Origin of the sequence: Comamonas sp. NLF-1-9 (genome assembly GCF_019195435.1) — a bacterium.
Lineage (GTDB): Bacteria > Pseudomonadota > Gammaproteobacteria > Burkholderiales > Burkholderiaceae_C > Comamonas_C.
This window is the reverse complement of record NZ_CP078069.1, coordinates 1,851,637-1,877,486: the sequence shown is the minus strand read 5'-3', so window position 1 is coordinate 1,877,486 and position 25,850 is coordinate 1,851,637. Positions and strand designations below refer to the sequence as shown.

The window sequence follows — 25,850 nt, the reverse complement described above, 5'->3', positions numbered from 1 at the left end:
GCCGTATCCTGACGCCCATGCGCCTCTTGCTGGTGGAAGACGACGAGATGATCGGCGACGCCGTGGCCGAGCAGCTGCGCGCACAGGACTATGCGCTGGACTGGGTGCGCGACGGGCGCGCGGCCGACGCGGCGCTTGCGGCCCAGAACTACGACCTGGTGCTGCTGGACCTGGGCCTGCCCGGGCGCGATGGCCTGGCGGTGCTGCGCACGCTGCGCGCGCGGCGCGACCGCACGCCGGTGCTGATCGCCACGGCGCGCGACGGCGTGGCCCAGCGCATCGAGGGGCTGGACGCGGGCGCCGACGACTACGTGCTCAAGCCCTACGACCTGGACGAGCTGCTCGCGCGCATCCGCGCCCTGCTGCGCCGCGCCGCCGGTCGCGCCGAGCCGGTCTACGAGCACAAGGGCGTGGCCATCAACCCCGCCACGCGCGAGGTGACCGTGCAGGGCCGGCCAGTGCTGCTTTCGGCGCGCGAATGGGCGGTGCTCGAGCCCTTGATCGCGCGCCCCGGCATGGTGCTCTCGCGCCAGCAGCTCGAAGACAAGCTCTACGGCTGGGGCGAGGAGATCGGCAGCAACGCGGTGGAAGTCTTCATCCACGGCCTGCGCAAGAAGCTGGGCGCGGCCCTGGTACTGAACGTGCGCGGCGTGGGCTACATGGTGCCCAAATGAGCCTGGGTGCGCGCCTGCCGCAGTCGCTGCGCTTGCGGTTGCTCATCGTTTTGATAGCTGCCATCGCAGTAACCGCGTGCGTTCAAGGCCTGTTTGCCTACAAGACCGCGCTGGGCGAGGCCGATGCCTTGTTCGACTACCACATGCGGCAAACCGCCTTTGCGCTGCGCGCCGGCCTGCCCGCCGACGCCAAGGGCATGGGCAGCCTGCGCCCGGAGTACGAGAACAACGAATTCATCGTGCAGGTCTGGACCAACGAGGGGCTGCGCATCTTCGAGTCGGCCCTGGGCGACCTGCTGCCCCAGCGCGCGGTGCTTGGTTTTCAGGACGTGCGCGCCCACGGCAGAAGCTACCGGGTCTTTTCGCTGCAGACGCGCTCGCAGGTCATCCAGGTGGCGCAAGACCTGGCGGTGCGGCGCAAGATGGCGCGCGGCCTGGCCTGGCGCTCGCTGCTGCCGCTGGCGGTGATGGCGCCGCTGCTGGCGCTGGCCGTGTGGTGGCTGCTCGGGCGCCTGTTCGTGCCGGTCGAGCGCGTGCGCTCGCAGGTCGCGCGCCGCCAGCCGCAGGACTTGTCGGCGCTGCATGCGGCCGATCTGCCCGCCGAGGTGCAGCCGCTGGTCGACGAACTGAACGCGCTGTTTGCGCGTGTGCGCCAGGCCTTCGCGGCGCAGCAGGACTTTGTCGCCGACGCCGCGCACGAGCTGCGCTCGCCGCTGGCCGCGCTCAAGCTGCAAGCACAGGGCCTGCGCCGCGCCGCCGACGAGCCCGCGCGCGAGCGCGCCGTCGCCAGGCTTGAAGCCGGCATCGACCGCGCGGCGCGGCTGGTGGAGCAGCTGCTGGTGCTGGCGCGCCAGGAGGCCGAGGGCGCGGCCATGGCGCCGCTCGATCTGGTGCAAGTGGCCCGCCTGGCCCTGGCCGACGTGGCCGCCAGCGCCCAGGCGCGCGGCATCGACGTCGGCCTGGCCGAGCCCGCGCCAGCTGCCTGCCCGGTGCAAGGCGTGGCCGAAGAGCTGCGCCTGCTCCTGCGCAATCTGCTGGACAACGCCATCAAGTACACGCCCGAGGGCGGGCGCGTGGACGTGGTGCTCGCCTGCGACGGCGCGGCAGTGCGGCTGCGCGTGGAAGACAGCGGCCCGGGCATTCCCGAGGCCGAACGCGAGCGCGTGCTCGGGCGTTTCTACCGCTCACCCCAGAGCGCGCCGCAGGCGCCGGGCAGCGGCCTGGGCCTGGCCATCGTGCAGGCGGTGGCCGAGCGCCACGGCGCGCGGCTCACGCTGCAGCGTTCCGAGCGCCTGGGCGGGCTGTGCGTGGAACTCGCGTTTGCGCCCGCAGCACCGCCTTAGGCCACGTGCTGCAAGAATTCCTGCAGGCGTTGCGAGCTGGGCCGCGTGAGCAGCTCTTCGGGATTGCCGTCTTCGGCGATGCGCCCGCCGTCCATGAACAGCAGGCGGCTGCCGACCTTGCGCGCGAACTCCATCTCGTGCGTGACGACGACCATGGTCATGCCGGTTTCGGCCACGTCCTGCATCACCTTCAGCACCTCGTGGCGCAGCTCGGGGTCGAGTGCCGACGTGGGTTCGTCAAACAGCATCAGCTTGGGCTTGATGGCGAGCGCGCGCGCAATCGCCACGCGCTGCTGCTGCCCGCCCGAGAGCTGGCCGGGGTAGTGGTTCTCGCGCTCGTCCAGGCCCACGCGCGCGAGCAGCGCTCGGGCCTGTTCGCGTGCCTCGGTTTTTGAAGCGCCACGCGTATGCAGCGGGCCGAACATCACGTTCTCCAGCGCGGTGAGCTGGGGAAACAGGTTGAACTGCTGGAACACCATGCCCGCTTCGCGGCGCAGCAGGCGCACCTGCGCGGGCTTGCCGCGCACGCTCAGGCCGTCGACGACGATGTCGCCGCCCTCGATGGTTTCCAGCGCGTTGATGCAGCGCAGCAGCGTGGACTTGCCCGAGCCCGAAGGGCCGACGATCACCACCACTTCGCCTGGCTCGATCGCCAGGCTGATGCCGTCGAGCACCGTGTTGCTGCCAAAGCGCTTGGTGACGTTCTTGAATTCGACGATGCTCATAGGATGCGCGTGCGGTGTTCGACGACCTTGAGCACCAGCGCGATGCAGCCCGTCATGAACAGATAGATGATGGCCACGGTGCCCCAGATCTCTACCGCGCGGAAGTTGGTCGCGATGATCTCCTGGCCCTGGCGCGTGAGCTCGGCCACGCCGATGACGATGAACAGCGACGAATCCTTCAGGCTGATGATGCACTGGTTGCCCATGGTCGGGATCATGCGCCGCAGCGCCACCGGGCCGACGATGTAGGCCATGATCTTGTAAAAGGGCAGGCCCATGGCCAGGCCCGCCTCGTGCAGCCCCTTGGGCACCGACAGCAGGCCCGCGCGCACGATCTCGGCGATGTAGGCGCCGGAGTTGATCATCAGCGTGAAGATGGCCGCGGTATAGCCGTCGATGCGCAGGTTCACCAGGAGTGGCAGCGCGAAGTAGATGAACATCACCTGCACCACGATGGGCGTGCCGCGTATCACCAGGATGAAGAGCTGCGCCAGCACGGATGCGCCGCGCCCCAGCCATTCGGGGCGGCGCCACAGCAGCAGCGCCAGCGCCGCCAGCACCAGGGCCGCCAGCACGCCGCCCGGCACCCGGGCCAGCGGGCCGCCGGCAAAGTGCGCCACCAGGCCGATCAGCACCAGCACGGCGGCACCGTACAGCGCATTGCGCCGGTTGATGGGCACCTGGATGTAGGTGACGACGATGCCCGACAGCGCACCAATCACGCAGCCGCCGAGCAGGCCCAGCGCGGTGATTTTCAGCGTCATCCAGGCGCCCGCCATCAGATCGGGCCAGGCGGCCCAGATGGAAGACCAATCAAAGACCATCGCTTTGCTCCGCTGGTAAAAACAAAGCCGCCCCTCCTGCGGGAGAGGGCGGCGTTTTCAGGCGCAAACGCGGCTGATCAGTCGGGCTTTTTGCCGAACCAGGTCTCGTAGAGCTTGTCGTAGGTGCCGTTGGCCTTGAGCTCCTTGAGCGCCTTGTTCACCACCGGCACGAGGTCGCTGCCTTTGGGGAAGGCGATGCCGTAGAAGTCGCCGCTCTTGAGCGAGCCGGTCACCTTCACCTTGCCCGCGCCGGCGGTCTTGGCGTAGTACTGCACGTTGGGCGTGTCGTGCACCACGGCGTCGATGCGGCCCGTGGCCAGTTCGAGGAAGGCGTTGTCGATGTTGGGGAAGAGCTTGAGCTTGGCGCCCGGCACATTGGCCTTCATGTAGTCCACGCCCACGGTGCCGGTCTTCACCGCCACGGTCTTGCCATCAAGGTCCTTGGCGGTCTTGATGGTGCTGTTTTCCGGCGCCAGGATGGCCAGGCCCGACTCATAGTAGGGGTCGGAGAAATCCACCACCTTGGCGCGGTCCTCGCGGATCGTGATGCCGGCCAGCGCCGCGTCGATGCTCTTGGTTTGCAGGCCCGGGATGATGCCGTTGAAGTCCATCGGTTGCAGCTTGTACTCCAGGTTCGCCTGCTTGGCGATCGCTTCCCAGAGCTGGATGTCAAAACCCGTGTACTTGCCGTCCTGCTTGAACTCGAAGGGCACGAAGGCGGTGTCGGTGGCGACGACCAAGGTCTTGTCGGCGGCGTGCGCGGCCGGCATGGCCAGCGTCATGGTCAAGGCGAGCGCGGCGGCCTTGAGGGCGTGGGTGAATTTCATGGGGTCTCCTGAAAATGGTTGCGAGCTTGTGGCTCGTGCCCGTACGGGCGTTTTGAGCCGCGCAGTATATGCGTGCCTTCGCTCATGGTGAACCGGGTTTGCCCGGGAGGCGAGAGGGGGCGGGCTGATATCCCCGGGCCAGCTCGATGAAAGCGGCAAGGTAGTCCGTCGGCAAATCGCCTTCGCGTGCGCCCAGGTGTATCTGCTTGGCAATGCCCTTCCTGCCCAGGCGCAGCGCCGCCACCGCCATGCGTTCGGCGTATTCCAGCGCCAGCCAGCGCGGCAGCGCCGCCACGCCGCGGCCGCTTGCCACCATCTGCACCATGATGTCGGTGGTCTCTATCGTCTTGTGCTCGCGCGGCGCTTGGCCGGCGGGCAGCAGGAATTGGGTGTACACGTCCAGTCGGTCTTTGGGGACGGGGTAGGTGATCAGGGTTTCGCTGGCCAGATCAGCGGGGCGCAGGTACTCGCGCCCGATGAGGCGGTGCGTGGCCGCGACCAGCAGCACCTGCTCGTAATCGAACACCGGCTCGAACACCAGGCCCTCGTGCTGCACCGGGTCGGGTGTGACCAGCAGGTCGATCTCGTGGTTTTGCAGCGCCTCAATGCCGCCGAACTGGAATTTCTGGCGCACGTCCACGTCCACGTCCGGCCAGGCCGCGAGGTAGGGCGAGACGATCTTGAGCAACCACTGGTAGCAGGGGTGGCACTCCATGCCTATGCGCAGCGTGCCGCGCTGGCCTTGCGCAAACTGGCGCAGGCGCGCTTCGGTCAGCTCCAGCTGGGGCAGCAGGCGCTGGGCTTGGGCCAGCAGATAGCGCCCGGCCTGGGTCAGGCGCAGGCCGCGCCCCTCGCGCAGCCAGACGGCGGTGCCCAGTTGCTCTTCCAGCTTGCGCATGCTGTGGCTGAGCGCCGACTGGGTCAGGCACAGGCGCTCGGCAGCGGCGGTGAGCGAGCCCTGGCGTTCGACCTCAGCCACGATGGACAGGTGGATGCGTTCCAGCATATGGATGAATTCAATTCATCAATCGGTGAATTAATACCATTTTACTTCATGGTTCAGCTTGCCTAGGATGCCCGCAGTCAACCCGAATCGGAAGGAGGAAACCGTGGCCAGACTGCACAACCTGGGCTTTTCGCGCATAGGCGCGCAGCGTGAACTCAAATGGGCGCTGGAGCGCTACTGGAAGGGCGAGGACGGGCGCGCGGCGCTGCTCACCACCGCCGCCGAACTGCGCGCGCGCCACTGGGCGGCCCAGCAGGGGCTGGATGCGGTGCCGGTCGGCGATTTTTCGCTCTACGACCAGGTGCTGGACATGAGCTTCACCCTGGGCAACCTGCCCGAGCGCGTGCGCGGCTACCACGGCGACGAGCTGGACAACTACTTTCGCGTGGCGCGCGGCAGGAGCGCCGACAGTGCGGCCCACGAGCACGACGAGCACCACGCCTGCTGCGGCGGCGTGGCCGCAGGCGAGATGACCAAGTGGTTCAATACCAACTACCACTACATCGTGCCCGAGCTGAGCGCCGACACGGCCTTCAAGCTCGACGCCACGCGCCTGCTCGCGCAACTGGCCGAAGCGCGGGCACAGGGCGTGAAGGCCAAGCCGGTCTTGATCGGCCCGGTGAGCTATCTGGCGCTGGGCAAGGCGCATGACGGCTCGAACAAGCTGGACCTCTTGGCGCGCCTGCTGCCGGTGTATGCCGAGCTGCTGGAGCAGCTGGCCGCGCAAGGCGTTGAGTGGGTGCAGATCGACGAGCCGATTCTGGTGACTCAGCTTGATGCCGACTGGCAGCATGCCTTCAACACTGCCTACCACCAGCTCAAGAGCTGCCGCGTGAAGATTCTGCTGGCCAGCTATTTCGGCCCGCTGCTGGACAACAAATACCTGGCCGCCAACCTGCCCGTGGCCGGCCTGCACGTGGATGCATTGGCCGATCGCGCCGACGTGCAGCAACTCATCGGCCTGCTGCCGCCACACAAAGTGCTGTCGCTGGGCGTGATCGACGGGCGCAACGTCTGGAAGAGCGACCTGAACGAACTGCTGGCCTGGCTGGAGCCGATCGCCGCGCAGCTGGGCGAGCGCCTGTGGCTGGCGCCCAGTTGCTCGCTGCTGCATGTGCCGGTCGATCTGGAGAGCGAAACCACGCTGGATCCGGAAATCAAATCCTGGCTCGCCTTCGGACTGCAAAAGCTCGATGAGTTGCGCGTGCTCGGCCGCGCGCTCAACGAAGGGCGCGCAGCCGTGGCCAGCGAACTGGCGCACAACGCCGCCGCGCTCGCCAGCCGCCGCGCCTCCCCCCGGGTGCACGATGCACAAGTGGCGCAAGCGCTGCAGCAGGCCATGCCCGCGCTGGAGCAGCGCCACAGCGCCTATGCGGTGCGCGCGCCGCTGCAGGCCAAGAAGCTCGGCCTGCCCGCGTGGCCGACGACGACCATAGGGTCGTTTCCGCAAACCGCCGAAATCCGCCGTGCGCGCAAGGAGCACAAGGCCGGGCGCCTGTCCGATCTGGACTATGAAAAGGCCATGCGCGCCGAAATCGCCCACTGCGTGCGCGAGCAGGAGGCGCTGGGCCTGGACGTGCTGGTGCACGGCGAGGCCGAGCGCAACGACATGGTCGAATACTTTGGCGAGCAGCTGGCGGGCTATGCCTTCAGCAGCCACGGCTGGGTGCAGTCCTATGGCTCGCGCTGCGTCAAGCCGCCGATTCTCTATGGCGACGTCCAACGCACCCACCCCATTACCGTGGACTGGATCAAGTACGCGCAGTCGCTCACCCGGCGGCCGATGAAGGGCATGCTCACCGGCCCGGTCACCATGCTCAACTGGTCCTTCGTGCGCGACGACCAGCCGCGCTCGCTCACTTGCCGCCAACTGGCGCTGGCGCTGCGCGGCGAGGTGCTCGATCTGGAAGCGGCGGGCGTGCCCATCATCCAGATCGACGAGGCGGCCTTTCGCGAAGGCCTGCCGCTGCGCCGCGCCGACTGGCAGGAATACCTCGATTGGGCGATCGCGTCCTTTCGCCTCATGGCCAACGGCGTGCGCGACGAGACGCAGATCCACAGCCACATGTGCTATTCCGAATTCAACGACATCATCGCCTCCATCGCCGCGATGGATGCCGACGTGATCACCATCGAAAACTCGCGCTCGGGCCTGGAACTGCTCGCCGCCTTCGAGGACTTTGCCTATCCCAATGGCATCGGCCCGGGCGTGTACGACATCCACTCACCCAACGTGCCCACGCAGGCGCAGATCGTCGAGCGCATGCGCGCGGCGGCCAGGCGCATTGCGGCCAGCCAGCTCTGGGTCAACCCCGATTGCGGGCTGAAAACGCGCCAATGGAAGGAGGTTGCTCCGTCGCTTGCGCACATGGTGGCGGCCGCGCAGGAACTGCGTGTGCATGTCGCCACGGAGGAGCTGGCCGAGTGCACCGCGTAATCCGCCCCGTGCGACGCTCGACTCCGGGCTGAGTGCCAGGAAGCCATGCTCGCCCCGCCGCTGCGCAAGCCGTGTGGAACCCCGGCGCAGCGGCCTGCATGAAGCCCCGGGTTTTGTCGGGTGGTGGTTATTTCTGCAGGCCGAACCCGCCCTTGGGCTTGAACACGCCACAACCGATGATGTGCTCCGGTCCCAGTGGCTGAATGAAAGAGGTTTTTTCATCCACTACTCTGGTGACCGGGTTGACGATTTCGTAGTCCACCCAACCGCCGCCGCGCTGCGCCGCCGCAAAAAATTCGCGCAGCACATAGGGGCCATCGAGTCCGCGTACGTCGTTCACGGTCTTGCCCACCATGGCGGGGGTGGCGCCAAACACCTGGTACACGCCCTGGCGGTCGAAGACAAAGATGTACTGGTCGCGATCGAGGAAATCGCTGGTGGTGTCGTGAAAGCGGTCTGCCGCCGCAGCCAGCCCCACTTGATTTACCAGTTCCAGCGCGCGGTACACCAGCGCCTGGGCTTCGTCAGCGGTCCCCCGTCTCAGCCGGATCGCCGCTACTGACGCACTGAGGCTGGAAGACCGGTCGCGCAGCCCCAGTGCGGATTGCACGACTTGATCTACCATGCTGCCGTTGCGCTGGGTGATCTGGTCCAGTTCCCTGACGGCATGCGCCACCTCTCCCAAGGTCAGGCTCTGTGTTTCGCTGGCCACGGCGATCGCGTTCAGACCATCGGCGACCTCGCGCACGCCGTGCACCACTGTTTGCAGGCGTTCCTTCACGTCTCCGGTGCGCGCGACACCGGTTTTCACCTGTTCACCCGCTTGTCCTATCAGGGCGCGAATCTCTCCGGCCGACGTGGCGCAGCGCTGCGCCAGGGTGCGCACCTCGCTGGCTACCACGGCGAACCCACGGCCTTTTTCGCCTGCGCGTGCGGCTTCGACGGCGGCATTGAGCGCCAGGATGTTGGTCTGGAAAGCGATACCGTCGATCACGCCGACGATTTCTCCCATACGTCGCGAACCCTCCGCGATATCGCTGATTGCGGATGCCGCAACCTCCATGGCATCCGCACCGGCATCGGCTTCGGCACGCACGCGACGAGTCAAGCTGTCCACGTCCTTGGCGCGCTGTGCGGTCTCGAGCACGGATTCGCTGAGCGCTCCGATGCTGGCACTGGTCTGCTCCAGGTTGGCAGCCTGCACCTCGGTGCGCTGGGCCAGATCCCGCATGCTCTGCGTGAGGGCATTGCCGTCCTGGGCTACATGCACGGCCTGGTTGCGCACGGTGCCGACCAGTCCTGAGAAGTTCTCGTTCATGAACTCCAAATGCTGCCCCACTTGCGCCAGCTCGCCATGGCCAGGCACCGCCACGGTTTGTGACAGGTCGCCCCGTGCGTTGTTGCGGGCGATCTGGCTCAGCGCCTGCACACCCGAAAGCAGTTCACGTGCGCAGGATGCACCCAGATACGAGAGGGCACCCCACAACACAAATGCCGACACCAGCGGCAGCGACAGCAACGCGCCGCTGTCCCACGCCCACGCCAGTCCGCACGGAAGCAGCCCCGCCAGCAAACCGCCCAGCAGCAGCAACCGGGCGCGCAGACCCAGCGAACGCAATATCCAGGTGCCTGGCTGGAGGAAAAGATCGAAAAATCGCACGAGCGGTCTCATCGAGGTTTCCCTGAACAATTCGTTTTCGAGCGCGCAGCATGGCGCCAGGAGGAAGGTTTGAACAAGCCCGCCCGAGCGGAGTTGCACAGATACCAATTACGGGGGGGCGCGCGAGCCCTTGCAGTCATGCCCCTGGCAAGTTTCCCATGCCTCCTGGCGCGCGACCAGCGTTTTTGGCTCCATTGGTAATACCACAGCCGTTTTTGTGCGTTCAAGCGCTTGCAGCTACAATACCCGGCTTCGCAGCGATTTCCTGGTCCCGCGGCGAAGCACGGCGCACGCCGTGAACCCCACCTAAGAGGCTCCGCTTTCAAGAAGAGCACCGACCGTGGAAAAGGGCCGACAAACCTTCTTCCTGAAGAAAACTCATGACTACTTTCAGCGCAAAGCCCGCTGAGGTCGTGCACGAGTGGTTTGTGATTGACGCCACCGACAAGGTGCTCGGCAGGGTCGCCAGCGAAGTGGCCCACCGTCTGCGCGGCAAGCACAAAGCCATCTACACGCCTCACGTCGACACCGGCGACTACATCGTCGTGGTCAACGCCTCCAAACTCAAGGTCACCGGCACCAAGAGCATCGACAAGATGTACTACCGCCACTCGGGCTATCCGGGCGGCATCCGCGCGACCAACTTCCGCGACATGCAGGCCAAACACCCCGGCCGCGCGCTCGAGAAGGCCGTCAAGGGCATGCTGCCCAAGGGGCCGCTCGGTTACGCCATGATCAAGAAGCTCAAGGTCTACGGCGGCGCGGAGCATCCGCACACCGCGCAGCAGCCCAAGGCACTGGAAATCTGAGGAGCCGGACCATGATAGGTGAATGGAACAATGGCACCGGCCGTCGCAAATCCAGCGTCGCCCGCGTGTTTCTCAAGAAGGGCAGCGGCAAGATCACGGTGAATGGCAAGGACATTCAGCAGTATTTCGGCCGCGAAACTTCCATCATGATCGCCAAGCAGCCGCTGGTGCTCACCGACCATGTCGCCACGTTCGACATCCAGGTGAACGTGCACGGCGGCGGTGAATCCGGCCAGGCCGGCGCCACCCGCCACGGCATCACGCGCGCCCTGATCGACTACGACGAGACGCTCAAGCCCCAGCTCAGCGCCGCCGGCTTCGTCACCCGCGACGCGCGCGAAGTGGAGCGCAAGAAGGTCGGTCTGCACTCCGCACGCCGCGCCAAGCAGTTCTCCAAGCGCTGATCCGCGGCGCAAGCGCTGCCGCCATGCCGCCGCCGCATCCGTGTCTGCCTGCCGCCCCGCAGTGCGGGCGGCAAGGCGGCATGCGCGCAGCCTCTGCGGCGCGCGCGGGCTGCAGCAGCCACACCCAAACCGCCCTCGTGGCGGTTTTTGTGTCTCTGGCGCGCGGGCGCGGTGGTTCGGCGCCCGGGCAACGGGGCCAGCGCGGGAGCCACTGATGCGCCTGCGTCGTCTGCGCCGACGTTTTTCGCTCAGCGGCCCGCGCCTGGTGGTGCGCCGCAGCCTGCCCTGGCCGCTGCGCTGGCTGGCGCTGGCGGTGCTGCTCGGGCTCAGCGCGGCGGTGGCGCTCTGGGCCTTCGAGTTTGGCAAGGCGATCGCGGGGCTTGACGCCAGCGCCAAGCAGGAGCTTGGCGAGCTGCGCAGCCAGGCGCGGCTGCTGCATGCACGCATCAACGAACTGCAGCAGGAGAGCGCCGCAGCCGAGAGCCTGCGCGCGACCGAACGTGCTGCGGCCGATGCGCTGGGTGAGCGCGTGCGCGCGCTCGAAGCGGACAACCGCAGCCTGCGCGACGATCTGGCGTTTTTCGAGAAGCTGATCCCGGCCGCATCGCCGGCGAGCAACAGCACGCTCGACATTCGCGGCCTGCAGGCCGACGTGCTGGCCGGCGTGCAGCTGCGCTGGCAGGTGCTGGTGATTCAGCCGGTGCGCAACGCCCCCGAGTTCAAGGGCCAGCTCGAACTGGTGCTGGCCGGCCTGCGCGACGGCAAGCCCTGGACCTCGCGCCCGCCGGCCGTGGTGCGGCCGCTGCAGATGCAGCAGTACCGCCGCGTCGAGGGCCTGGTCGATCTGCCCGAGCGCGTTATGGTAAAAACCGTGACGGTGCGGCTGCTGCAGGGCAGCTCGGTGCGCGCCCAGCAATCCCTCACTTTGCAAGACTGATACGGTCGCGGCGCCCGCCCCGCGCGCGCCGCCGCCCACGGGAGGCCAGCCCATGTTTTCGCGCAAGAAGCAACCCCTGATCAAGAGCCTGATTGCCAAAGGCACCTGCGTACAGGGCGACATTCTGTTCACCGACGGCCTGCGCATCGACGGCGAGGTGCACGGCGATGTGCGCGCGGACGTGGAGCCCAGCATCGTGGTGATTTCCGAGTCGGCCCAGGTGCAGGGGCGCGTGCAGGCCGCGCACGTCATCGTCAACGGCACGGTGCTCGGGCCGGTGCATGCGGGCGAGCTGCTGGAGCTGCAGCCGCGTGCGCGCGTAACCGGCGACGTGCACTACAAGGCGCTGGAGATGCACCAGGGTGCGCTGATTTCCGGCCAGATGCGCCCGAGCGAGGTGGTGCTGCCAGAGGCGCCCCAGCTCAAGCTGGCTTCTTCCGGCGGCTGAGCCAGCAGAAATTCGCGCGATGACTTAGCATCAGGCATTCCGTTTCCTTCTTACCTGGAGTCTTGTGGCGGCAACGATGGCAAATGCTTCGATTCAACTGACCGAGAGCGCGGCGGCGCGCCTGGCCGGCCTGATCGCCGAAAAGGGCAATGCAGCGCTCAAGTTGCGTGCACGCGTGGACGGCTGCGGCTGCGCGGGTTTTCAATACCTGTTTTCGCTCGACGACGCGGTGCGCGAGGGCGACATCACCGTGGGCGACGCCGGCGCGACGCTGGTGGTCGATGCGCTGAGTTATCCGCACCTCGTGGGCTCGCAGATCGATTGCCTCGAAGGCTCGGGCGGCGCGCATTTCATCGTCCTCAACCCGAACGAGGAAGTCGGCTGCGAATGCTGAGCAGCCGCTTGCGGGTCTGACACGACAAAGGCCGCCCTCGGGCGGCCTTTGTCGTTTGGGGCCGCCGAAACGGGCAGCCGCAGAGCCGATTCAGGCGGGGTAGATCGCGCCCAGTATCCGCGCTCCGCGGGCGCCGGTGACCCCAGGCAGGTTGCCCGCCTCGCCATGCAGGCATTGGCGGGCCAGCCAGGCGAAGGCGGCGGCCTCCACCTGCTCGGGCGCGATGCCCAGCGCCTGCGAGGACATCACGCGCACATCGGGCAGCTGCGCCTGCAGCCGGCGCATCAGCTCGCGGTTGCGCACGCCGCCGCCGCAGACCACGAGCTGCCGCGTGGCCGGCGCGTTGCGGCGCAAGTCCCGGGCGCAGCAGCGCGCGCTCAGCTCGGTCAGCGTGGCCTGCACGTCCTGCACGCGCGCGCCGGGCGCCGTGGCCAGATGCGGCTGCAGCCAGTTTGCATTGAACAAGTCGCGCCCGGTGCTCTTGGGCGCGGGCTGGGAGAAATACGGCTCGGCGACCAGCGACTGCAGCAGCGCATCCTGCACCCGGCCGCTGGCGGCCAGCGCGCCGTCCCGGTCGCAGGCCTGGCCGGTGTGCCGCTGGCACCAGAGGTCGAGCAGCACATTGCCCGGACCGCAGTCCCAGCCGCGCACCTGGCCCTGGGCCGGCAGCAGCGTGAGGTTGGACATGCCGCCCAGATTCAGCACCGCCACGTCCTGCCCGGGCTGGGCAAAGCAGCTCTGGTGAAAGGCCGGCACCAGCGGCGCGCCCTGGCCGCCCGCGGCCAGGTCACGGCTGCGCAGGTCGGCCACCACGGTGATGCCGGTGAGTTCGGCCAGCAGCGCCGGGTTGTTCAGCTGCACGGTGTAGCCGGTGCCGTCAAAGGCGCCGGGGCGGTGGCGCACGGTCTGGCCGTGGGCGCCCATGGCGGCGATGTCGGCCGCGTTCAGCGCCGCTTGGCGCAGCAGCTGCTGCACCAGCGCGGCGCAGGCGCGCGCCAGCGCATTGGCCGCAAGCTGTGCGCGGTGCAGCTCGTTGTCGCCCGGGGTGTTGAGTGCGAGCAGTTCTGCTCTCAGTTCAGGAGCTAGCGGCGCAGACGCATGCTGCGTTACAAGGCATTTTCCCTGTGAAAAATCGGCGAGCACGACGTCGATGCCGTCCAGCGAGGTGCCGGACATCAGTCCGATGTAGCGGCTCGCGGCAGCGGCGCGCATGGGCGCTGGCAAGCGGCGCGCTCGCTCGACGCTCAATCCACTTGTGCGGTCTGCAGCGTCTGCTGGGCGTAGTCGAGCTGCATGCGCATCTGCCCGGCCACGCGCTCGAAGTCCTTGCGCTGCGCAGCGGCGATGGGCGCGGCCGCTTCGCTGCGCAAGGCCATGGCCATGGGGTCTTGCTGCTGGCCCTTGACCCTGAATTCAAAGTGCAGGTGCGGGCCCGTGGCCCAGCCGGTCTGGCCGACCGCGCCTATGGTTTGGCCCTGCGAGATCGCCTGGCCCTGGCGCACGTCGATGCGGCTCAGGTGCGCATAGACGGTTTCATGCTGGTTGGCGTGCTTGACATAGACCACGTTGCCGTAGCCGTTCTGCACCCCGGCGAAGCTGACCGTGCCGTCACCGATGGTGCGCACCGGCGTGCCGCTGGGCGCGGCCAGATCGGTGCCCAGATGGGCGCGCCAGGTCTTCTGGATGGGGTGAAAGCGCATCTTGAAGCCGCTCGAGACCCGGGTGTAGGCCACCGGCGAGGTCAGGTAGGCGCGGTTCATGCTGTTGCCGTCGAGCGTGTAATAGGCGCCCTTGGCCTCGGGTTTGTCCTGGAACCAGACGGCGTTGAAGGTCTTGCCGTTGTTGTGGAATTCGGCGCTGAGCACGCGCCCGGTGCGCATCGGCTCGCCGTCGGCCTCCAGGGTTTCGTAGACCACGCTGAAGTGGTCGCCCTTGCGCAGCGCCCGGCGAAAGTCGATGTTGCCCGAGAAGATTTCGGCCACCTGCACCGCGACGGCGTCGGGGATGTTGGCCGCGTCGGTCGCCGCAAACAGCGAACTGGTAATGACGCCGCTGCCCAGGCGGTTGCCTATGGCAAGTTCGGCCGTCTGCAGCTGCGAGCTGAAGCTGCCGTCGGCCTGGCGCTCGATCACCAGGCGCTTGAAGTTGCCGCTGTCGTCCGGCGCCCAGCGTGCGGTCAGCCGGCTCAGGCGGTGCTCACTGTCAGCTTCGGCCGAGAGCACGCGGCCGGTGCGCCCGAGCAGGTTCTGCTGCGACAACGCATCGGCGCGCAGAAAGGCCGAGGCCGCTGGGTCGGCGATGCCCAGGCGCTGCAGCATGGCTTCGGGGTTGTCGTTGCTGCGCGTGACGTCCGAGCGGTACAACGCCAGAGCGTTGAGCTCGGAGAGGTCGGCCAGCTCAAGGTCGGTGGCGAGCGAGGGAACGCTTTCGGTGAGCGTCACCATAGGCAGATCGGACGCGTCCGGCCCGAGGGAGGCCACGGCAAACGCGCCGCCGCCGCCGGTGAGCAGCACCGCGGCAACGGCGGCGCTGACGCGTTTGGGATGCTTGTGCAGGGATTGTTTCAGGGAAGTCAAGAACGCCGCACCGGCGTTGTTCAATCCGTTGGTCAAGCTGAGCCCCAGGCAAGTGCATGTGGACGCCGCATGCCTTGGCAAAAGTGCGCTGCGTCACGTCTGTAACAATCCGTGGCGAAAGGGCCGAAATCCCGCTGCCTCGGGTGGCCACTAGAATCCGCCACTGCGAAAACCGAGCGAGTATAGCCCCGCGTGCCCACCGCGCATGGTTGAAAACCCTTATGAATCAAGCCGCTGTTACAAATTTTCCGGTCACCGATGGTGTGCGGCACGCATTGCAGGTCTCGCTGCGTGGCGCCGACGAGCTGCTGCCGGTGCCGGACTGGACGCAAAAGCTCGCGCGCGCCGAGGCTACGGGCCGGCCGCTGCGCATCAAGCTGGGGCTGGACCCCACGGCGCCGGACATCCACATCGGCCACACCGTGGTGCTCAACAAGATGCGCCAGTTGCAGGACCTGGGCCATCAGGTGATCTTCCTGATCGGCGACTTCACGAGTCTCATTGGCGACCCTTCCGGGCGCAATGCCACGCGCCCGCCGCTCACGGCCGAGCAGATCCGCGCCAATGCCGAAACCTATTTCGCGCAGGCCAAGCTGGTGCTGGACGAGGCCAAAACCGAGATCCGCTACAACAGCGAATGGAGCGACCCGCTGGGCGCGCGCGGCATGATCGAGCTGGCGGCCAAGTACACCGTGGCGCGCATGATGGAGCGCGACGATTTTGACAAGCGCTTCAAGGCCGGGCAGTCGATCAGCGTGCACGAGTTTCTCTATCCGCTGATGCAGGGCTACGACTCGGTGGCGCTCAAGAGCGATCTGGAACTGGGCGGCACCGACCAGAAGTTCAACCTGCTGGTAGGCCGCCATCTGCAGCAGGAATACGGCCAGGAGCCGCAGTGCATCCTGACCATGCCGCTGCTGGTCGGGCTCGATGGCGTCGAGAAGATGTCCAAGAGCAAGAACAACTACATCGGCATCACCGAAGAGGCCAACACCATGTTTGCCAAGGTGCTGTCCATCTCCGACGAGTTGATGTGGGACTGGTACACGCTGCTCTCGTTCAAGAGCCTGGCCGAGATCGCCGCCTTGAAGCAAGAGGTGCAAGACGGGCGCAATCCCAAGGACGCCAAGGTGTTGCTGGCCAGGGAGATCACCACGCGCTTTCACAGCGCCAGCGCGGCCGACGCGGCCGAGCAGGACTTCGTGCTGCGCAGCAAGGGCGGCGTACCCGACGATATTCCCGAGGTGCAGCTCGGCGGCGCGCCGCTGGGGGTGACGGCCTTGCTCAAGCAGGCGGGGCTGGCGCCGTCGAGCAGCGAGGCGGGGCGGCTGATTGACGGCGGCGGCGTGCGCATCGACGGCGCCGTGCTCAGCGACCGGGGTCTGAAGCTGGCGGCGGGCAGCTACGTGGTGCAGGTGGGCAAGCGCAAGTTTGCGCGGGTGCAACTGTCATGAGGGCGCCGCTGGACGTGGTGGTGATGGCCGCGGGCAAAGGCACGCGGATGAAGAGCCGGCTTCCCAAGGTGCTGCAGCGCCTGGCCGGGCGCCCGCTGCTCTTGCACGTGCTGGGCCAGGCGGCGAGCCTGGGAGCGCGCCGGGTGGTGGTGATTACCGGCCATGGTGCTACTGAAGTGCAAGCGGCTTGCGCAGGCTGGACGGGCGTTTCAGGCCAATTTGACTTGAAATTTGCACTGCAGCAGCCTCAGCTCGGCACCGGCCATGCGGTGCAGCAGGCGCTGCCGCTGCTGCCGGACGACGCCACGGTGCTGGTGCTCTCGGGCGACGTGCCGCTGACGCAGGCCGACACGCTGCGCGCGCTGGTGGCAGCCAGTGGCGGCGAGCGCCTGGCGCTGCTCACCGTGCGCCTGGACGAGCCTGCGGGTTACGGGCGCATCGTGCGCGCGGCCGACGGGCGGGTCGAGCGCATCGTCGAGCACAAGGACGCGAGCGAGGCCGAGCGCGCCATCAACGAGATCTACAGCGGCATCATGGCCGTGCCCGCCGCGCGCCTGCGCGCCTGGCTGGCGCGGCTGAAGAACGACAACGCGCAGCAGGAGTACTACCTGACCGACGTGGTGGCCATGGCGGTGGCCGAGGGCCTGCCGGTGGTGGCGCACTGCATCGCCGACGCGCTGCAGGTCGCCGGGGTGAACAGCCCGGCGCAACTGGCCGAGCTGGAGCGCGCGCACCAGCAGCGCCAGGCGCAGGCGCTGATGGCGCAGGGCGTGCGCCTGGCCGACCCAGCGCGCCTGGACCTGCGCGACGACCCGCGCCTGGGCGTCGCGGCGCAGCTGACCTGCGGGCAGGACGTGGAGATCGACGTGGGCTGCATCTTTGCTGGCCGTGTGCAGCTGGGAGATGGCGTGCAGGTAGGCGCCTACTGCTCGATCGCCAACGCCGTCATCGGCGCGGGCACGGTGATCCAGCCCTATACCCACATCGACGGCGAGAAGGCCGGCGTTGAGGTGGGCGAGGGCGCGCGCCTGGGGCCGTTCTCGCGCCTGCGCCCGGGTGCGCAACTGGGGCGCGAGGTGCACGTGGGCAACTTCGTCGAGATCAAGAATTCGCAACTGGCCGACGGCGCCAAGGCCAATCACCTGGCCTACCTGGGCGACGCCACGGTGGGCGCGCGGGTGAACTACGGCGCCGGCTCGATCACCGCCAACTACGACGGCGTGAACAAGCACCGCACGGTGATCGGCGAGGACGTGCACGTGGGCAGCAACTGCGTGCTGGTGGCCCCCGTGCGCATCGGCGCGGGCGGCGTGGTGGGCGCGGGCTCGGTGGTCACGCAGGACGCGCCGCCCGGCGTGCTGACCCTGGGGCGCGGGCGCCAGGTGAGCAAGTCCGAATGGCACCGCCCGGTCAAGCAAGACAAGCGCTGAGATGAGCGCCGATTTGCCGCGCCTGGCTGCCGAGCGCGATGCGCTGCGCGAACAGTTGCGCAGCCTTGCCGCGGCCAATGATGAGCTGCTGCACGCCGTCTCGCACGACCTGCGGGCGCCGCTGCGCCATGTCGTGTCCTACGCCGGCCTGCTGGCCGAGGTGCTGGCCGAGGTGCAGGCGCCCTGCGCATCGGTGAGCGAAGCCCAGGGCTTTGCCGCCACGCTGCAGCGCTCGGCCCGGCACATGGGGCAAATGCTCGACGGTCTGCTGGCCATCAGCCGCGCCGGCCGTGCGCCGCTGCACCTGGCGGCGGTCGATCTGCAGGCTGCGCTGCAGGCGGCGCAGGCGCAGCTGCCGGGCGCAGCTGCCGTGCGCTGGGCTATCCAGACCCCCATGCCGGCGGTGCAGGCCGACGCGCCACTGCTGCAGACGCTGCTGCTGCAACTGCTGGGCAATGCGGTGAAGTTCTCCCAAGGCAGCGCGCAGGTGCTGGTGCAGGTCAGCGCGCGCCGCGTGGGCGAACAGGTGCAGGTGCAGATTGCCGACCAGGGCGCGGGCTTTGACCCGGCGCGGGCGGCTTCGCTGTTTCAGCTCTTTCAGAGCCTGCACCGCGAGGGCGAATTTCCGGGCGTGGGTGCGGGTCTGGCGCTGTGCCGGCGCATTGCCGAGCGCCATGGCGCGCAGATTGCGGTGAGCAGCCCCGGCCCGGGTCAGGGCTGCACCGTCACCCTGCACTGGCCGGCCGCGCAGGCCTGAGGCGCCGCGGTCAGAGCGCCTCGCCCAGGTGCCGCTGCAGTTGCTCAAGCTGGCGGCGCAGCTGCGCCACTTCTTCCATCAGGTCGGCGGTCAGGGCCGCCAGTTGCGGGTCGGCGTCGAAGGTGGTTTCCAGTTGCGCCAGGCGGCGCGCGCGCACCACGGTAGTTCCCACGCAGCGCCACTGGCCGCCGTGCAGCTCGCCCTGCAGCAGGCCGGCGCTCAGGCGCTCGAGCACCCATTCGGGCTGCATCTGCGTGGCGTGGGCCAACTCTTGCACGCTCAGGCAGGCGCTGTCGTCCAGGATTTGCATCATCGCGCGGTGCAGTTCGGTGGCTTGCGACATCTCAGACTCCTGCCGCGGTGCGCGGCGCAAACTGGGGAAAGGCCTCGGCCAGGGCGCGGTAGGCCTGCTGCTGGGCCGGGGTTTCGGCGGGCGGCAATGCCACTTGCAGCTCCAGATAGAGGTCGCCCGGCGTGGCCGCCGGAATGCCGCGCTCTTTCAGGCGCAGCTTGCGCCCGCTCTTGAAGCGCGCGGGCACCGTCACCTGCACGGTGGCGCCGCCGGGGGTGCGCACCTCGATCGGGCCGCCCAGCTCCGCCTCCCAGGGCGCGACGGGCACGCTCAGGTAGACGTCGCGGTCCTGGGTGCGCCAGCGCGCGTCGGGCTTGAACAACACCTCCAGGAACAGATCGCCCGCGGGCGCGCCGTTCAGGCCCGGTCCGCCCTGGCCGCTCAGGCGGATGAGCTGGCCCTCGCGCACGCCCTTGGGGATGCTGACCTGCACCTGGCGCTCTTCGTGCACCAGATGGCCTTGCGCGTCGAGCCGCGCGCCCTGCAGGGTGAGCAGGCGCTCGCCGCCCTGGTAGGCGTCGCGCAGGTCCAGCTCGATGCGCGCATGGTGGTCGGCTCCGCGCTGGGCGCTGCTGCCCGAGGCGCGCCCCTGGCCCCGGCGCGCCTGCGCGGCGCGGCCGAAGAGCTGCTCGAAGAAGTCGCTGAACTGCGCCTCGTCCATGCCGCCGGCGCCGCCGGGCGCGTCGGAAAACTCGTAGCCTGCGTCCCAATGGGGCGGCGGGCGAAAGCCCTGGGCACCGGCGTGCGCGCCGGCGCTGCCCAGCGCGTCGTAGGCGGCGCGCTTTTCAGGGTCGGAGAGCACGGCGTTGGCTTCGTTGACCTCGGCCATGCGCGCCGCTGCGTCCGCTTCCTTGCTCACGTCCGGGTGGTATTTGCGCGCCAGGCGACGGTAGGCCTTCTTGATCTCGTCGCTGCCGGCGTCGCGTGCCACGCCCAGAATCTTGTAGTAGTCCTTGAACTCCATGCTCGCTCCCTGCCGCTGCGCCTGAGCGGCGATGCATCCGTCACAGATTACGGCGAAGCACCCCAAGGTCAAGGGCAAGGCGGCAAAGTCGTCCGCTGATACTATGAAAAAAATAGCTGCCAGCGCTTGATGGTCCTACGCTAAAGGCAGATTTGTCTCGAATTTTGCACGCCGCGTGGCAAAGAAGGTGCGCACGTTGCGCACATTGGCGTCCTGGGTGAACAGGCGCTGGGCCAGCGCCTGGTAGGCCGGCATGTCGCGCAGCTGCAGCACCAGCACGAAGTCCGGCCCGGGCGAGACGCGCCAGCACTGCTGCACCGCCGCCTCGGCCACGGCGCGCGCTTCAAAGGCATCAAGCCACTCGGCGCCCTGGCGGTCGAGCGTGAGCTCGACGATCGCGGCCAGGCCATGGCCGAGGGCGGCGGCCAGCCTGTCGTGCGAGAGCAGCGCCACCTGGCGCTCGATCAAACCCTCGCGCCGCAGCGTGCGCAGCCGGCGCAGGCAGGTGGCGGGTGAGATGCCCACCGCCTGCGCCAGCGCCTGGTTGCTGGGCGTGGCGTCGTGCTGCAAGAGCGCGAGCAGGGCAAGATCGGTGGCATCGGGCGTGTACATGAAATTTCGTTCTGAAAAGAAAAATGCACGTTAATTGCATTATCCGGAATTGGTGCAATTTTCAGTCAAAACACGCCGAAAAAAGACCTGCAATAAACACGCCCTCGCCCTAGCATCGGCCTATTGCGATTCATCGTGAGGGTTCAGGCATGTGCGGCATCGTGGCGGCCGTTGCGTCGCGCAACATCGTTCCCATTCTGGTGCAGGGGCTGCAGCGGCTGGAATACCGCGGCTACGACTCCTGCGGCGTGGCGGTGCATGAAGCCAGCCTGGGCCAGACGGGCGCGGGCGGCCTGCGCCGCGCGCGCAGCACCGCCCGGGTGGCCGAGCTCATGGTTCAGGTGCAGCAGGAGTCACTGCAAGGCGCCACCGGCATTGCCCATACCCGCTGGGCCACGCACGGCGCGCCGGCGGTGTTCAACGCCCATCCGCACGCCAGCTACGGGCCGAACGTGGCGCCGGCCGACACCACGCGCGGCGGCCGCGTGGCGCTGGTGCACAACGGCATCATCGAAAACTACGAGGCGCTGCGCGCCCAGCTGCGCGCGCACGGCTACGAATTCGCCAGCCAGACCGACACCGAGGTCATCGCCCATCTCATCGACAGCCTCTACGACGGCGACCTGTTTGCCGCGGTGCAGGCGGCCGTGGGGCAGTTGCGCGGCGCCTACGCCATCGCCGTCATCCACAAGGACGAGCCGCAGCGCGTGGTAGGCGCGCGCGCCGGCTCGCCGCTGGTGCTGGGCGTGGGCACGGGCACGCAGGCGGGCGAGCACTACCTGGCCAGCGACGCCATGGCGCTGGCCGGCGTGACGGACCAGATCGTCTATCTGGAAGAGGGCGATCTGGTGGACTTGCAGAGCGGCCGCTACTGGATCACCACGCGCGCCGGCCGGCCGCTTGCGGCCGACCAGCGCCCGGTGCGCACCGTGGCGGCGCACAGCGGCGCGGCCGAGCTGGGGCCGTACCGCCACTACATGCAGAAAGAAATCTTCGAGCAGCCGCGCGCCATTGCCGACACGCTCGACGGCATCGAAGCCATCGTGCCCGAGCTCTTCGACGGCGCCGACGCCGCTGCCTGGCGGGTGTTCAAGCAGATAGACCGCGTGCTGATCCTGGCCTGCGGCACCAGCTATTACAGCGGCTGCACCGCCAAATACTGGCTCGAGGACATCGCCGCCATCCCGACGCAGGTAGAGGTGGCCAGCGAATACCGCTACCGCGCCAGCGTGCCCGACCCGCGCACGCTGGTGGTCACCATCAGCCAGAGCGGCGAAACCGCGGACACCCTGGCCGCGCTGCGCCATGCGCAAAGCCTGGGCATGGAGCACACGCTGACCATCTGCAATGTTGCGACCAGCGCCATGGTGCGCGAATGCAAGCTCGCCTACGTGACGCGCGCCGGGGTAGAGATCGGCGTGGCCAGCACCAAGGCCTTCACCACGCAGCTGGCCGGCCTGTTCCTGCTGACCCTGGCGCTGGCCCAGGCCAAGGGCCGGCTCACGCCCGAGCAGGAGGCGGCGCAGCTCAAGACCATGCGCCATCTGCCGCTGGCGCTGCAGGCGGTGCTGGCGCTGGAGCCGCAGATCATGGGCTGGGCCGACGAATTCGCCAAGAAGGAGAACGCGCTCTTTCTGGGCCGCGGCCTGCACTACCCGATCGCGCTGGAAGGCGCGCTCAAACTCAAGGAGATCAGCTACATCCACGCCGAGGCCTACCCCGCCGGCGAACTCAAGCACGGGCCGCTGGCGCTGGTCACCAGCAGCATGCCGGTGGTGGCGGTAGCGCCGCACGACGCGCTGCTGGAAAAACTCAAGAGCAATCTGCAAGAGGTGCGCGCGCGCGGCGGCGTGCTCTACGTGCTGGCCGACGCCGACACCCAGATCGAAAGCAGTGAGGGCATGCACGTGATCCGCATGCCCGAACACTACGGCCAGCTCAGTCCGCTGCTGCACGTGGTGCCGCTGCAACTGCTCGCCTACCACACCGCCTGCGCGCGCGGCACCGACGTGGACAAGCCACGCAATCTGGCCAAGAGCGTGACGGTGGAATGAGCGGCGCACTCTTGGGGTGGCGCAGTCGCGGCGTGCAGCGCACCGGTTGCGCGGTGGGGTCGCGGCGCGCTTCGCGCAGCGAAGTCGATGCCGCGACACAAGTTCTCTTGTTTCCGCGTCAAGACGGAGGCGGCGGAGCGGCGCCTCTCACAGCTCGTAAAACCTGCGGTTGCCCTCGATGCGCGCGGCGTGATCAGCCGGATAGCGGCGCTGCAGCAGCAGTTGCTGCAGGGCTGCGCGCCCCGCGCCCCGGTGGGGCGTGTAGAAGGCGCTGACGGCCAATTCATCCAGCGCGCGCCAGGCGTAGACCTGCGTGTCGACGAACAGAATGTCGGGCGGCTGCGGTATTTGCGAGGCTTGCAAGGCAAACAGGGCGGCCAGCGCGTATTCGCCGTGCTCGCGGCAATGGCGTGCCAGCTCGCAAAGCGGTTCGGCCCGTTGGGGCCGTGCTGCGTAGGCGGCGAGATAAGCCTCGCGAACGATGCTGCTCGCTGCTTGCTGGCGCTCGTGCAGCAGGGCGATCTGGAACAGCGCATACCAGCGTTCTTCGTCCCAACCGCCCATGTCCACGCGGCGTTGGTACCAGTGCAGACTGGCCTCCAGCTGGCCGGCATCTCGGCAGCTCTGCGCAAGATAGAACACGTTGCGCGCGTTCTGCGGGTCATCGCGCACCGCCTGCTCCAGCAGGGCCACGTCGCGCGCGTAGGTGCCTGGGTCGCGTGCGCGTGCCCCGTCGTGCGACACATGAATCACCGGCCCCTGCAAGCGCTGCCAGGGGCCATGTTCTGCGGCGGTCAGGTATTCATGCAGCACGCCCTCCCAATACCAATCCACGCGCGTGGCGATCAGGCTGTTGCGCTGGTATTCCCAGCCGTCCATGAGGCAGCTCAGGGTATAGCCGTCGGCGTTCAATGGGGGCCATGAGAAGTCCTGCGGCACCCGCAGCTGCTCGTCCGCGTCGATGAAGAGCAGGTAGTCGCCATACGACCGGGCCAGTCTCAGGGCTTCGTTGCGGTTGTGCGCGAAGTTCTTCCAGGGTCGCTCGTGCAGTGTGCCGGGCACGTCGCTCATGAAGCTGCGGATGAGGGTTTGGGTGCCATCGCTGGAGCCGGTGTCCACGATGACCCAGTGGTCTACCCAGGGCTTGACCGAGGCGAGGCAGCGAGCGATGACCGGCGCCTCGTCCTTGACGATCATGTTGAGGCAAATGCCATGCATTGGCGGCAGGGGCGTGTGCTCGGTCAGTCCCTCGGGCCATTGCATGACCATGGAAGCTGATGGCGTGGTGTTGCCATCCGTTCACACGCCCGCTGAAGGCGCATGCGCGACAGTCTGGTCACTGGCAATAGGCATAGGTATGAACCGTATTGGCGGCGCCGCAGGAAAACGTGCATGTCCAAGAATTGGCGGATGCGCGTTTGCTGACCGCGATCAAGGAGTCGGCCACGTTACTGACTTCGCAGCCACCGCTGACGACACTTCCTGCAGAGCATGTGGCAGTAACTGCCTTGGTCCCACCGGAACACGTGTCGGTTGCATTGGTTTCCGTCAAGCTGATCGTCGCCGAACCAGCTGGGCCTGTTGCGCCCGTGGGACCAATCGCCCCTGTCGCTCCGGTTGCGCCCACAGCTCCTGTTGCACCGGTCGGGCCTTGTGCGCCATTGACGCCCGCAGGGCCCGGCGCTCCGGTAAGACCTGTAGCGCCGGTGGCTCCGGTGGGGCCTGTGGCTCCGATGGCGCCTGTCGCGCCCGCTGGGCCAGTCGCTCCGGTGGCGCCTGTTGCGCCAGCGCCTGTCGCGCCGGTGGGCCCTGTCGGACCCGCTGCTCCGGTGGCTCCGGTCACACCCGCGGCACCGGTGGCTCCTTGGGCACCGGTAGCTCCAGTGGCTCCCGTGGCGCCGATCGGTCCGGTTGCGCCGGTAGGCCCGCTGCCCGCCCCTGCGGCGCATGGACCCAGGCGGCCGCTGGGCCCGTCAAAGCAGGTGAGTTGGCCGTTCGCAGGCGCGCTGCTGATGCCGGGAACCAGCACCTCACCGTTGTCCTGAACCTTGAAGCGTTCGTGTGCGCCGGAGGCATCCTTCACGACAAAGCCGCCGCCACTGGGGACCGTGGCGGAGATGTCGGCTGAAAAGGCCATCGGGACTTGAAGCGCATAGGCGGCGCTCAGTGCTGCAACCAGGCGCAGCGGTTGGGACAGGTATTTCATGGCTGGGATTTCGGCAGGTCGACGTTGAACTTGTTTTTTGCGGGCAGCGGAGTGCTGCGGCGCGAATACGCCAGAGCAACGAGCCCCAGCAACAGGGAAAGCAGGATCAGGCCGAACCCGCTCAAGGTCGGGATACCGTGCGCCGCTGGCACCGCAGCCCCGACCTGGACATTGCCCGCGACTGCGGCATGGTTGCGCTGAACGGTGGCGCCAGGCGCCAGACTGATGACGGCCGTGCCGCCGCCCGAGGACACCACCTGGATATCCTGCCCGGGCTGACCTTGTAGCGTCAATGTGTTCAGCACGGTCACCTGGGTGCCTGCCGGAATCACGAAGGTGCGCCCCGTGCTGCTGCTCAGCGTGAGATTGTGGAAGACCACGGGGCCATGAAGCGTCGTGGTATTGCCCGTGCAGCCATCGGTGAGGATCACCGTGCCCGTGCCCGCACTGAAAGTGCCGTTGACGGAAAAGTCGCCCCCAACTTTGAGGGTGCCTGCCGTGTCATCGACCGTTCCCGTCGTTGCAATGGTGAAGTTGCTGCTGGTGGAAAAGGTGCCGGAGTGCACATTCAGCGAGCCAGCTACATCCACAGAGGTGCACGCCGTATCGAAGGCCCCTCCGGCGGGCACGTCAAATGCCGATCCGGCGGGCACCACGAACTGCGCCCATACAGGGGCGACCAAGCCCAGGGAGAGAATGGCCACGGCCAGAATTTTGCGACACGGCGAAGGCATGGGTCTCTTTGCTTTTTGTTTTTTGTTTTTTGTTTTTTGAGGATCAGCGATGACGACGCCGCGCACATCGGCGAGACATCGTGTTTACGCTGCAGCCTTGCGGGTCAACGTCACGACGTGGCCTTCTCCCGTGAGGTCGGCCGAGTTTACGCGCGTTGACGATGCTTTGCCGGCGGCGGAGCGCATCACCGATCCAGCCGGCCGCCGTCGCGCGGACAATGGT

At 67.6% G+C, this 25,850-nt stretch carries 24 protein-coding genes; 12 read left to right on the top strand and 12 right to left on the bottom strand.

The features are described from left to right. Positions 1-17: 17 nt before the first annotated feature. Both KUD94_RS09015 and KUD94_RS09010 read left to right on the top strand, forming a co-directional pair. Positions 18-674 (top strand): response regulator transcription factor, encoded by a 657-nt coding sequence (locus tag KUD94_RS09015; protein WP_218236797.1) that lies wholly within the window; start codon positions 18-20, stop codon positions 672-674. Next, positions 671-2,017: an ATP-binding protein gene (locus KUD94_RS09010; protein WP_218236795.1), complete on the top strand. Its 1,347-nt coding sequence runs from the start codon at positions 671-673 to the stop codon at positions 2,015-2,017. Before KUD94_RS09015 ends, KUD94_RS09010 begins: the two co-directional genes overlap by 4 nt. Here the strand turns inward: KUD94_RS09010 and glnQ are convergent. The 4 genes from glnQ to KUD94_RS08990 all read right to left on the bottom strand — a co-directional run bounded on the left by glnQ (position 2,014) and on the right by KUD94_RS08990 (position 5,399). Beyond that, positions 2,014-2,742, bottom strand: a complete 729-nt coding sequence (gene glnQ, locus KUD94_RS09005; protein ID WP_218236794.1) for a glutamine ABC transporter ATP-binding protein GlnQ — start codon at positions 2,740-2,742, stop codon at positions 2,014-2,016. The genes KUD94_RS09010 and glnQ overlap by 4 nt on opposite strands. Continuing rightward, positions 2,739-3,566, bottom strand: coding sequence for an ABC transporter permease subunit (locus KUD94_RS09000; protein WP_255568684.1), 828 nt, complete (start codon positions 3,564-3,566; stop codon positions 2,739-2,741). The genes glnQ and KUD94_RS09000 overlap by 4 nt, the downstream gene beginning before the upstream one ends. Before the next feature lie 77 nt (positions 3,567-3,643). Continuing rightward, positions 3,644-4,348 carry a glutamine ABC transporter substrate-binding protein GlnH gene (gene glnH, locus KUD94_RS08995; protein WP_255569224.1) on the bottom strand — a complete coding sequence of 235 codons (705 nt, stop codon included), beginning with the start codon at positions 4,346-4,348 and terminating at the stop codon, positions 3,644-3,646. Positions 4,349-4,475: 127 nt separating this feature from the next. Continuing rightward, positions 4,476-5,399 (bottom strand): LysR family transcriptional regulator, encoded by a 924-nt coding sequence (locus KUD94_RS08990; protein WP_218236790.1) that lies wholly within the window; start codon positions 5,397-5,399, stop codon positions 4,476-4,478. A 103-nt stretch (positions 5,400-5,502) separates the two neighbouring features. Between KUD94_RS08990 and metE the strand changes: the two genes are divergently transcribed. Further along, the gene (gene metE, locus KUD94_RS08985) at positions 5,503-7,836 is read left to right on the top strand and encodes a 5-methyltetrahydropteroyltriglutamate--homocysteine S-methyltransferase (protein WP_218236788.1); all 2,334 of its coding nucleotides are present in this window, start codon (positions 5,503-5,505) and stop codon (positions 7,834-7,836) included. A 127-nt stretch (positions 7,837-7,963) separates the two neighbouring features. On the opposite strand, the gene KUD94_RS08980 is transcribed toward metE, so the two are convergent. Further along, the gene (locus KUD94_RS08980) at positions 7,964-9,508 is read right to left on the bottom strand and encodes a methyl-accepting chemotaxis protein (protein ID WP_218236786.1); all 1,545 of its coding nucleotides are present in this window, start codon (positions 9,506-9,508) and stop codon (positions 7,964-7,966) included. A gap of 368 nt (positions 9,509-9,876) precedes the next feature. Here KUD94_RS08980 and rplM point away from each other — a divergent pair, with 368 nt between their 5' ends. The 5 genes from rplM (at position 9,877) to KUD94_RS08955 (ending at position 12,488) form a co-directional block, all read left to right on the top strand. After that, positions 9,877-10,305, top strand: a complete 429-nt coding sequence (gene rplM, locus KUD94_RS08975; RefSeq protein WP_218236785.1) for a 50S ribosomal protein L13 — start codon at positions 9,877-9,879, stop codon at positions 10,303-10,305. Positions 10,306-10,316: 11 nt separating this feature from the next. Further along, positions 10,317-10,709 (top strand): 30S ribosomal protein S9, encoded by a 393-nt coding sequence (gene rpsI / locus KUD94_RS08970; RefSeq protein ID WP_218236783.1) that lies wholly within the window; start codon positions 10,317-10,319, stop codon positions 10,707-10,709. Between the two features lie 214 nt (positions 10,710-10,923). After that, complete coding sequence (locus tag KUD94_RS08965) at positions 10,924-11,646, top strand: DUF6776 family protein (RefSeq protein ID WP_218236781.1); 723 nt, start codon at positions 10,924-10,926, stop codon at positions 11,644-11,646. A gap of 52 nt (positions 11,647-11,698) precedes the next feature. After that, positions 11,699-12,094: a polymer-forming cytoskeletal protein gene (locus KUD94_RS08960; protein ID WP_218236779.1), complete on the top strand. Its 396-nt coding sequence runs from the start codon at positions 11,699-11,701 to the stop codon at positions 12,092-12,094. A gap of 76 nt (positions 12,095-12,170) precedes the next feature. Further along, on the top strand, positions 12,171-12,488 hold the full coding sequence (locus KUD94_RS08955) for an iron-sulfur cluster assembly accessory protein (RefSeq protein WP_218236778.1): 318 nt from the start codon (positions 12,171-12,173) through the stop codon (positions 12,486-12,488). A 90-nt stretch (positions 12,489-12,578) separates the two neighbouring features. Here the strand turns inward: KUD94_RS08955 and KUD94_RS08950 are convergent, their stop codons facing one another. After that, positions 12,579-13,700, bottom strand: a complete 1,122-nt coding sequence (locus KUD94_RS08950) for an anhydro-N-acetylmuramic acid kinase (protein WP_218236776.1) — start codon at positions 13,698-13,700, stop codon at positions 12,579-12,581. Between the two features lie 32 nt (positions 13,701-13,732). Beyond that, positions 13,733-15,100, bottom strand: coding sequence for a M23 family metallopeptidase (locus KUD94_RS08945; protein ID WP_218236774.1), 1,368 nt, complete (start codon positions 15,098-15,100; stop codon positions 13,733-13,735). A 185-nt stretch (positions 15,101-15,285) separates the two neighbouring features. On the opposite strand from KUD94_RS08945, the gene tyrS reads away from it, so the two are divergent. The 3 genes from tyrS to KUD94_RS08930 are packed head-to-tail and all read left to right on the top strand — an operon-like array spanning position 15,286 to position 18,705. Next, complete coding sequence (gene tyrS, locus KUD94_RS08940; protein WP_218236772.1) at positions 15,286-16,518, top strand: tyrosine--tRNA ligase; 1,233 nt, start codon at positions 15,286-15,288, stop codon at positions 16,516-16,518. Then, positions 16,515-17,948: a bifunctional UDP-N-acetylglucosamine diphosphorylase/glucosamine-1-phosphate N-acetyltransferase GlmU gene (gene glmU, locus KUD94_RS08935; protein ID WP_218236770.1), complete on the top strand. Its 1,434-nt coding sequence runs from the start codon at positions 16,515-16,517 to the stop codon at positions 17,946-17,948. The genes tyrS and glmU overlap by 4 nt, the downstream gene beginning before the upstream one ends. 1 nt (position 17,949) lies before the next feature. Further along, entirely contained in the window at positions 17,950-18,705 is a 756-nt protein-coding gene (locus tag KUD94_RS08930; RefSeq protein WP_218236768.1) for an ATP-binding protein, read from the top strand. Between the two features lie 10 nt (positions 18,706-18,715). Here the strand turns inward: KUD94_RS08930 and KUD94_RS08925 are convergent, their stop codons facing one another. From KUD94_RS08925 to KUD94_RS08915, 3 genes are all read right to left on the bottom strand, one after another. Further along, positions 18,716-19,048 carry a chaperone modulator CbpM gene (locus tag KUD94_RS08925; protein WP_218236766.1) on the bottom strand — a complete coding sequence of 111 codons (333 nt, stop codon included), beginning with the start codon at positions 19,046-19,048 and terminating at the stop codon, positions 18,716-18,718. Position 19,049: 1 nt separating this feature from the next. Continuing rightward, positions 19,050-20,021 carry a DnaJ C-terminal domain-containing protein gene (locus KUD94_RS08920; protein ID WP_218236764.1) on the bottom strand — a complete coding sequence of 324 codons (972 nt, stop codon included), beginning with the start codon at positions 20,019-20,021 and terminating at the stop codon, positions 19,050-19,052. Positions 20,022-20,156: 135 nt separating this feature from the next. Then, positions 20,157-20,633: an Lrp/AsnC family transcriptional regulator gene (locus KUD94_RS08915; protein WP_218236762.1), complete on the bottom strand. Its 477-nt coding sequence runs from the start codon at positions 20,631-20,633 to the stop codon at positions 20,157-20,159. 149 nt (positions 20,634-20,782) lie between these two features. Between KUD94_RS08915 and glmS the strand changes: the two genes are divergently transcribed. After that, the gene (gene glmS, locus KUD94_RS08910; protein WP_218236761.1) at positions 20,783-22,687 is read left to right on the top strand and encodes a glutamine--fructose-6-phosphate transaminase (isomerizing); all 1,905 of its coding nucleotides are present in this window, start codon (positions 20,783-20,785) and stop codon (positions 22,685-22,687) included. 147 nt (positions 22,688-22,834) lie between these two features. On the opposite strand, the gene KUD94_RS08905 is transcribed toward glmS, so the two are convergent. Both KUD94_RS08905 and KUD94_RS08895 read right to left on the bottom strand, forming a co-directional pair. Next, entirely contained in the window at positions 22,835-23,956 is a 1,122-nt protein-coding gene (locus KUD94_RS08905; RefSeq protein WP_255568677.1) for a glycosyltransferase, read from the bottom strand. A gap of 933 nt (positions 23,957-24,889) precedes the next feature. Beyond that, positions 24,890-25,693, bottom strand: coding sequence for an IPTL-CTERM sorting domain-containing protein (locus KUD94_RS08895; RefSeq protein WP_255568676.1), 804 nt, complete (start codon positions 25,691-25,693; stop codon positions 24,890-24,892). Between the last annotated feature and the right edge of the window lie 157 nt (positions 25,694-25,850).

Coding starts and splice junctions, on each gene's coding strand:
- KUD94_RS09015 (WP_218236797.1), top strand. CDS start 18: ATGCGCCTCTTGCTGGTGGAAGACGACGAGATGATCGGCGACGCCGTG.
- KUD94_RS09010 (WP_218236795.1), top strand. CDS start 671: ATGAGCCTGGGTGCGCGCCTGCCGCAGTCGCTGCGCTTGCGGTTGCTC.
- glnQ (WP_218236794.1), bottom strand. CDS start 2,742: ATGAGCATCGTCGAATTCAAGAACGTCACCAAGCGCTTTGGCAGCAAC.
- KUD94_RS09000 (WP_255568684.1), bottom strand. CDS start 3,566: ATGGTCTTTGATTGGTCTTCCATCTGGGCCGCCTGGCCCGATCTGATG.
- glnH (WP_255569224.1), bottom strand. CDS start 4,348: ATGACGCTGGCCATGCCGGCCGCGCACGCCGCCGACAAGACCTTGGTC.
- KUD94_RS08990 (WP_218236790.1), bottom strand. CDS start 5,399: ATGCTGGAACGCATCCACCTGTCCATCGTGGCTGAGGTCGAACGCCAG.
- KUD94_RS08980 (WP_218236786.1), bottom strand. CDS start 9,508: ATGAGACCGCTCGTGCGATTTTTCGATCTTTTCCTCCAGCCAGGCACC.
- rplM (WP_218236785.1), top strand. CDS start 9,877: ATGACTACTTTCAGCGCAAAGCCCGCTGAGGTCGTGCACGAGTGGTTT.
- rpsI (WP_218236783.1), top strand. CDS start 10,317: ATGATAGGTGAATGGAACAATGGCACCGGCCGTCGCAAATCCAGCGTC.
- KUD94_RS08965 (WP_218236781.1), top strand. CDS start 10,924: ATGCGCCTGCGTCGTCTGCGCCGACGTTTTTCGCTCAGCGGCCCGCGC.
- KUD94_RS08960 (WP_218236779.1), top strand. CDS start 11,699: ATGTTTTCGCGCAAGAAGCAACCCCTGATCAAGAGCCTGATTGCCAAA.
- KUD94_RS08955 (WP_218236778.1), top strand. CDS start 12,171: ATGGCAAATGCTTCGATTCAACTGACCGAGAGCGCGGCGGCGCGCCTG.
- KUD94_RS08950 (WP_218236776.1), bottom strand. CDS start 13,700: ATGCGCGCCGCTGCCGCGAGCCGCTACATCGGACTGATGTCCGGCACC.
- tyrS (WP_218236772.1), top strand. CDS start 15,286: ATGAATCAAGCCGCTGTTACAAATTTTCCGGTCACCGATGGTGTGCGG.
- glmU (WP_218236770.1), top strand. CDS start 16,515: ATGAGGGCGCCGCTGGACGTGGTGGTGATGGCCGCGGGCAAAGGCACG.
- KUD94_RS08930 (WP_218236768.1), top strand. CDS start 17,950: ATGAGCGCCGATTTGCCGCGCCTGGCTGCCGAGCGCGATGCGCTGCGC.
- KUD94_RS08925 (WP_218236766.1), bottom strand. CDS start 19,048: ATGTCGCAAGCCACCGAACTGCACCGCGCGATGATGCAAATCCTGGAC.
- KUD94_RS08920 (WP_218236764.1), bottom strand. CDS start 20,021: ATGGAGTTCAAGGACTACTACAAGATTCTGGGCGTGGCACGCGACGCC.
- KUD94_RS08915 (WP_218236762.1), bottom strand. CDS start 20,633: ATGTACACGCCCGATGCCACCGATCTTGCCCTGCTCGCGCTCTTGCAG.
- glmS (WP_218236761.1), top strand. CDS start 20,783: ATGTGCGGCATCGTGGCGGCCGTTGCGTCGCGCAACATCGTTCCCATT.
- KUD94_RS08905 (WP_255568677.1), bottom strand. CDS start 23,956: ATGGTCATGCAATGGCCCGAGGGACTGACCGAGCACACGCCCCTGCCG.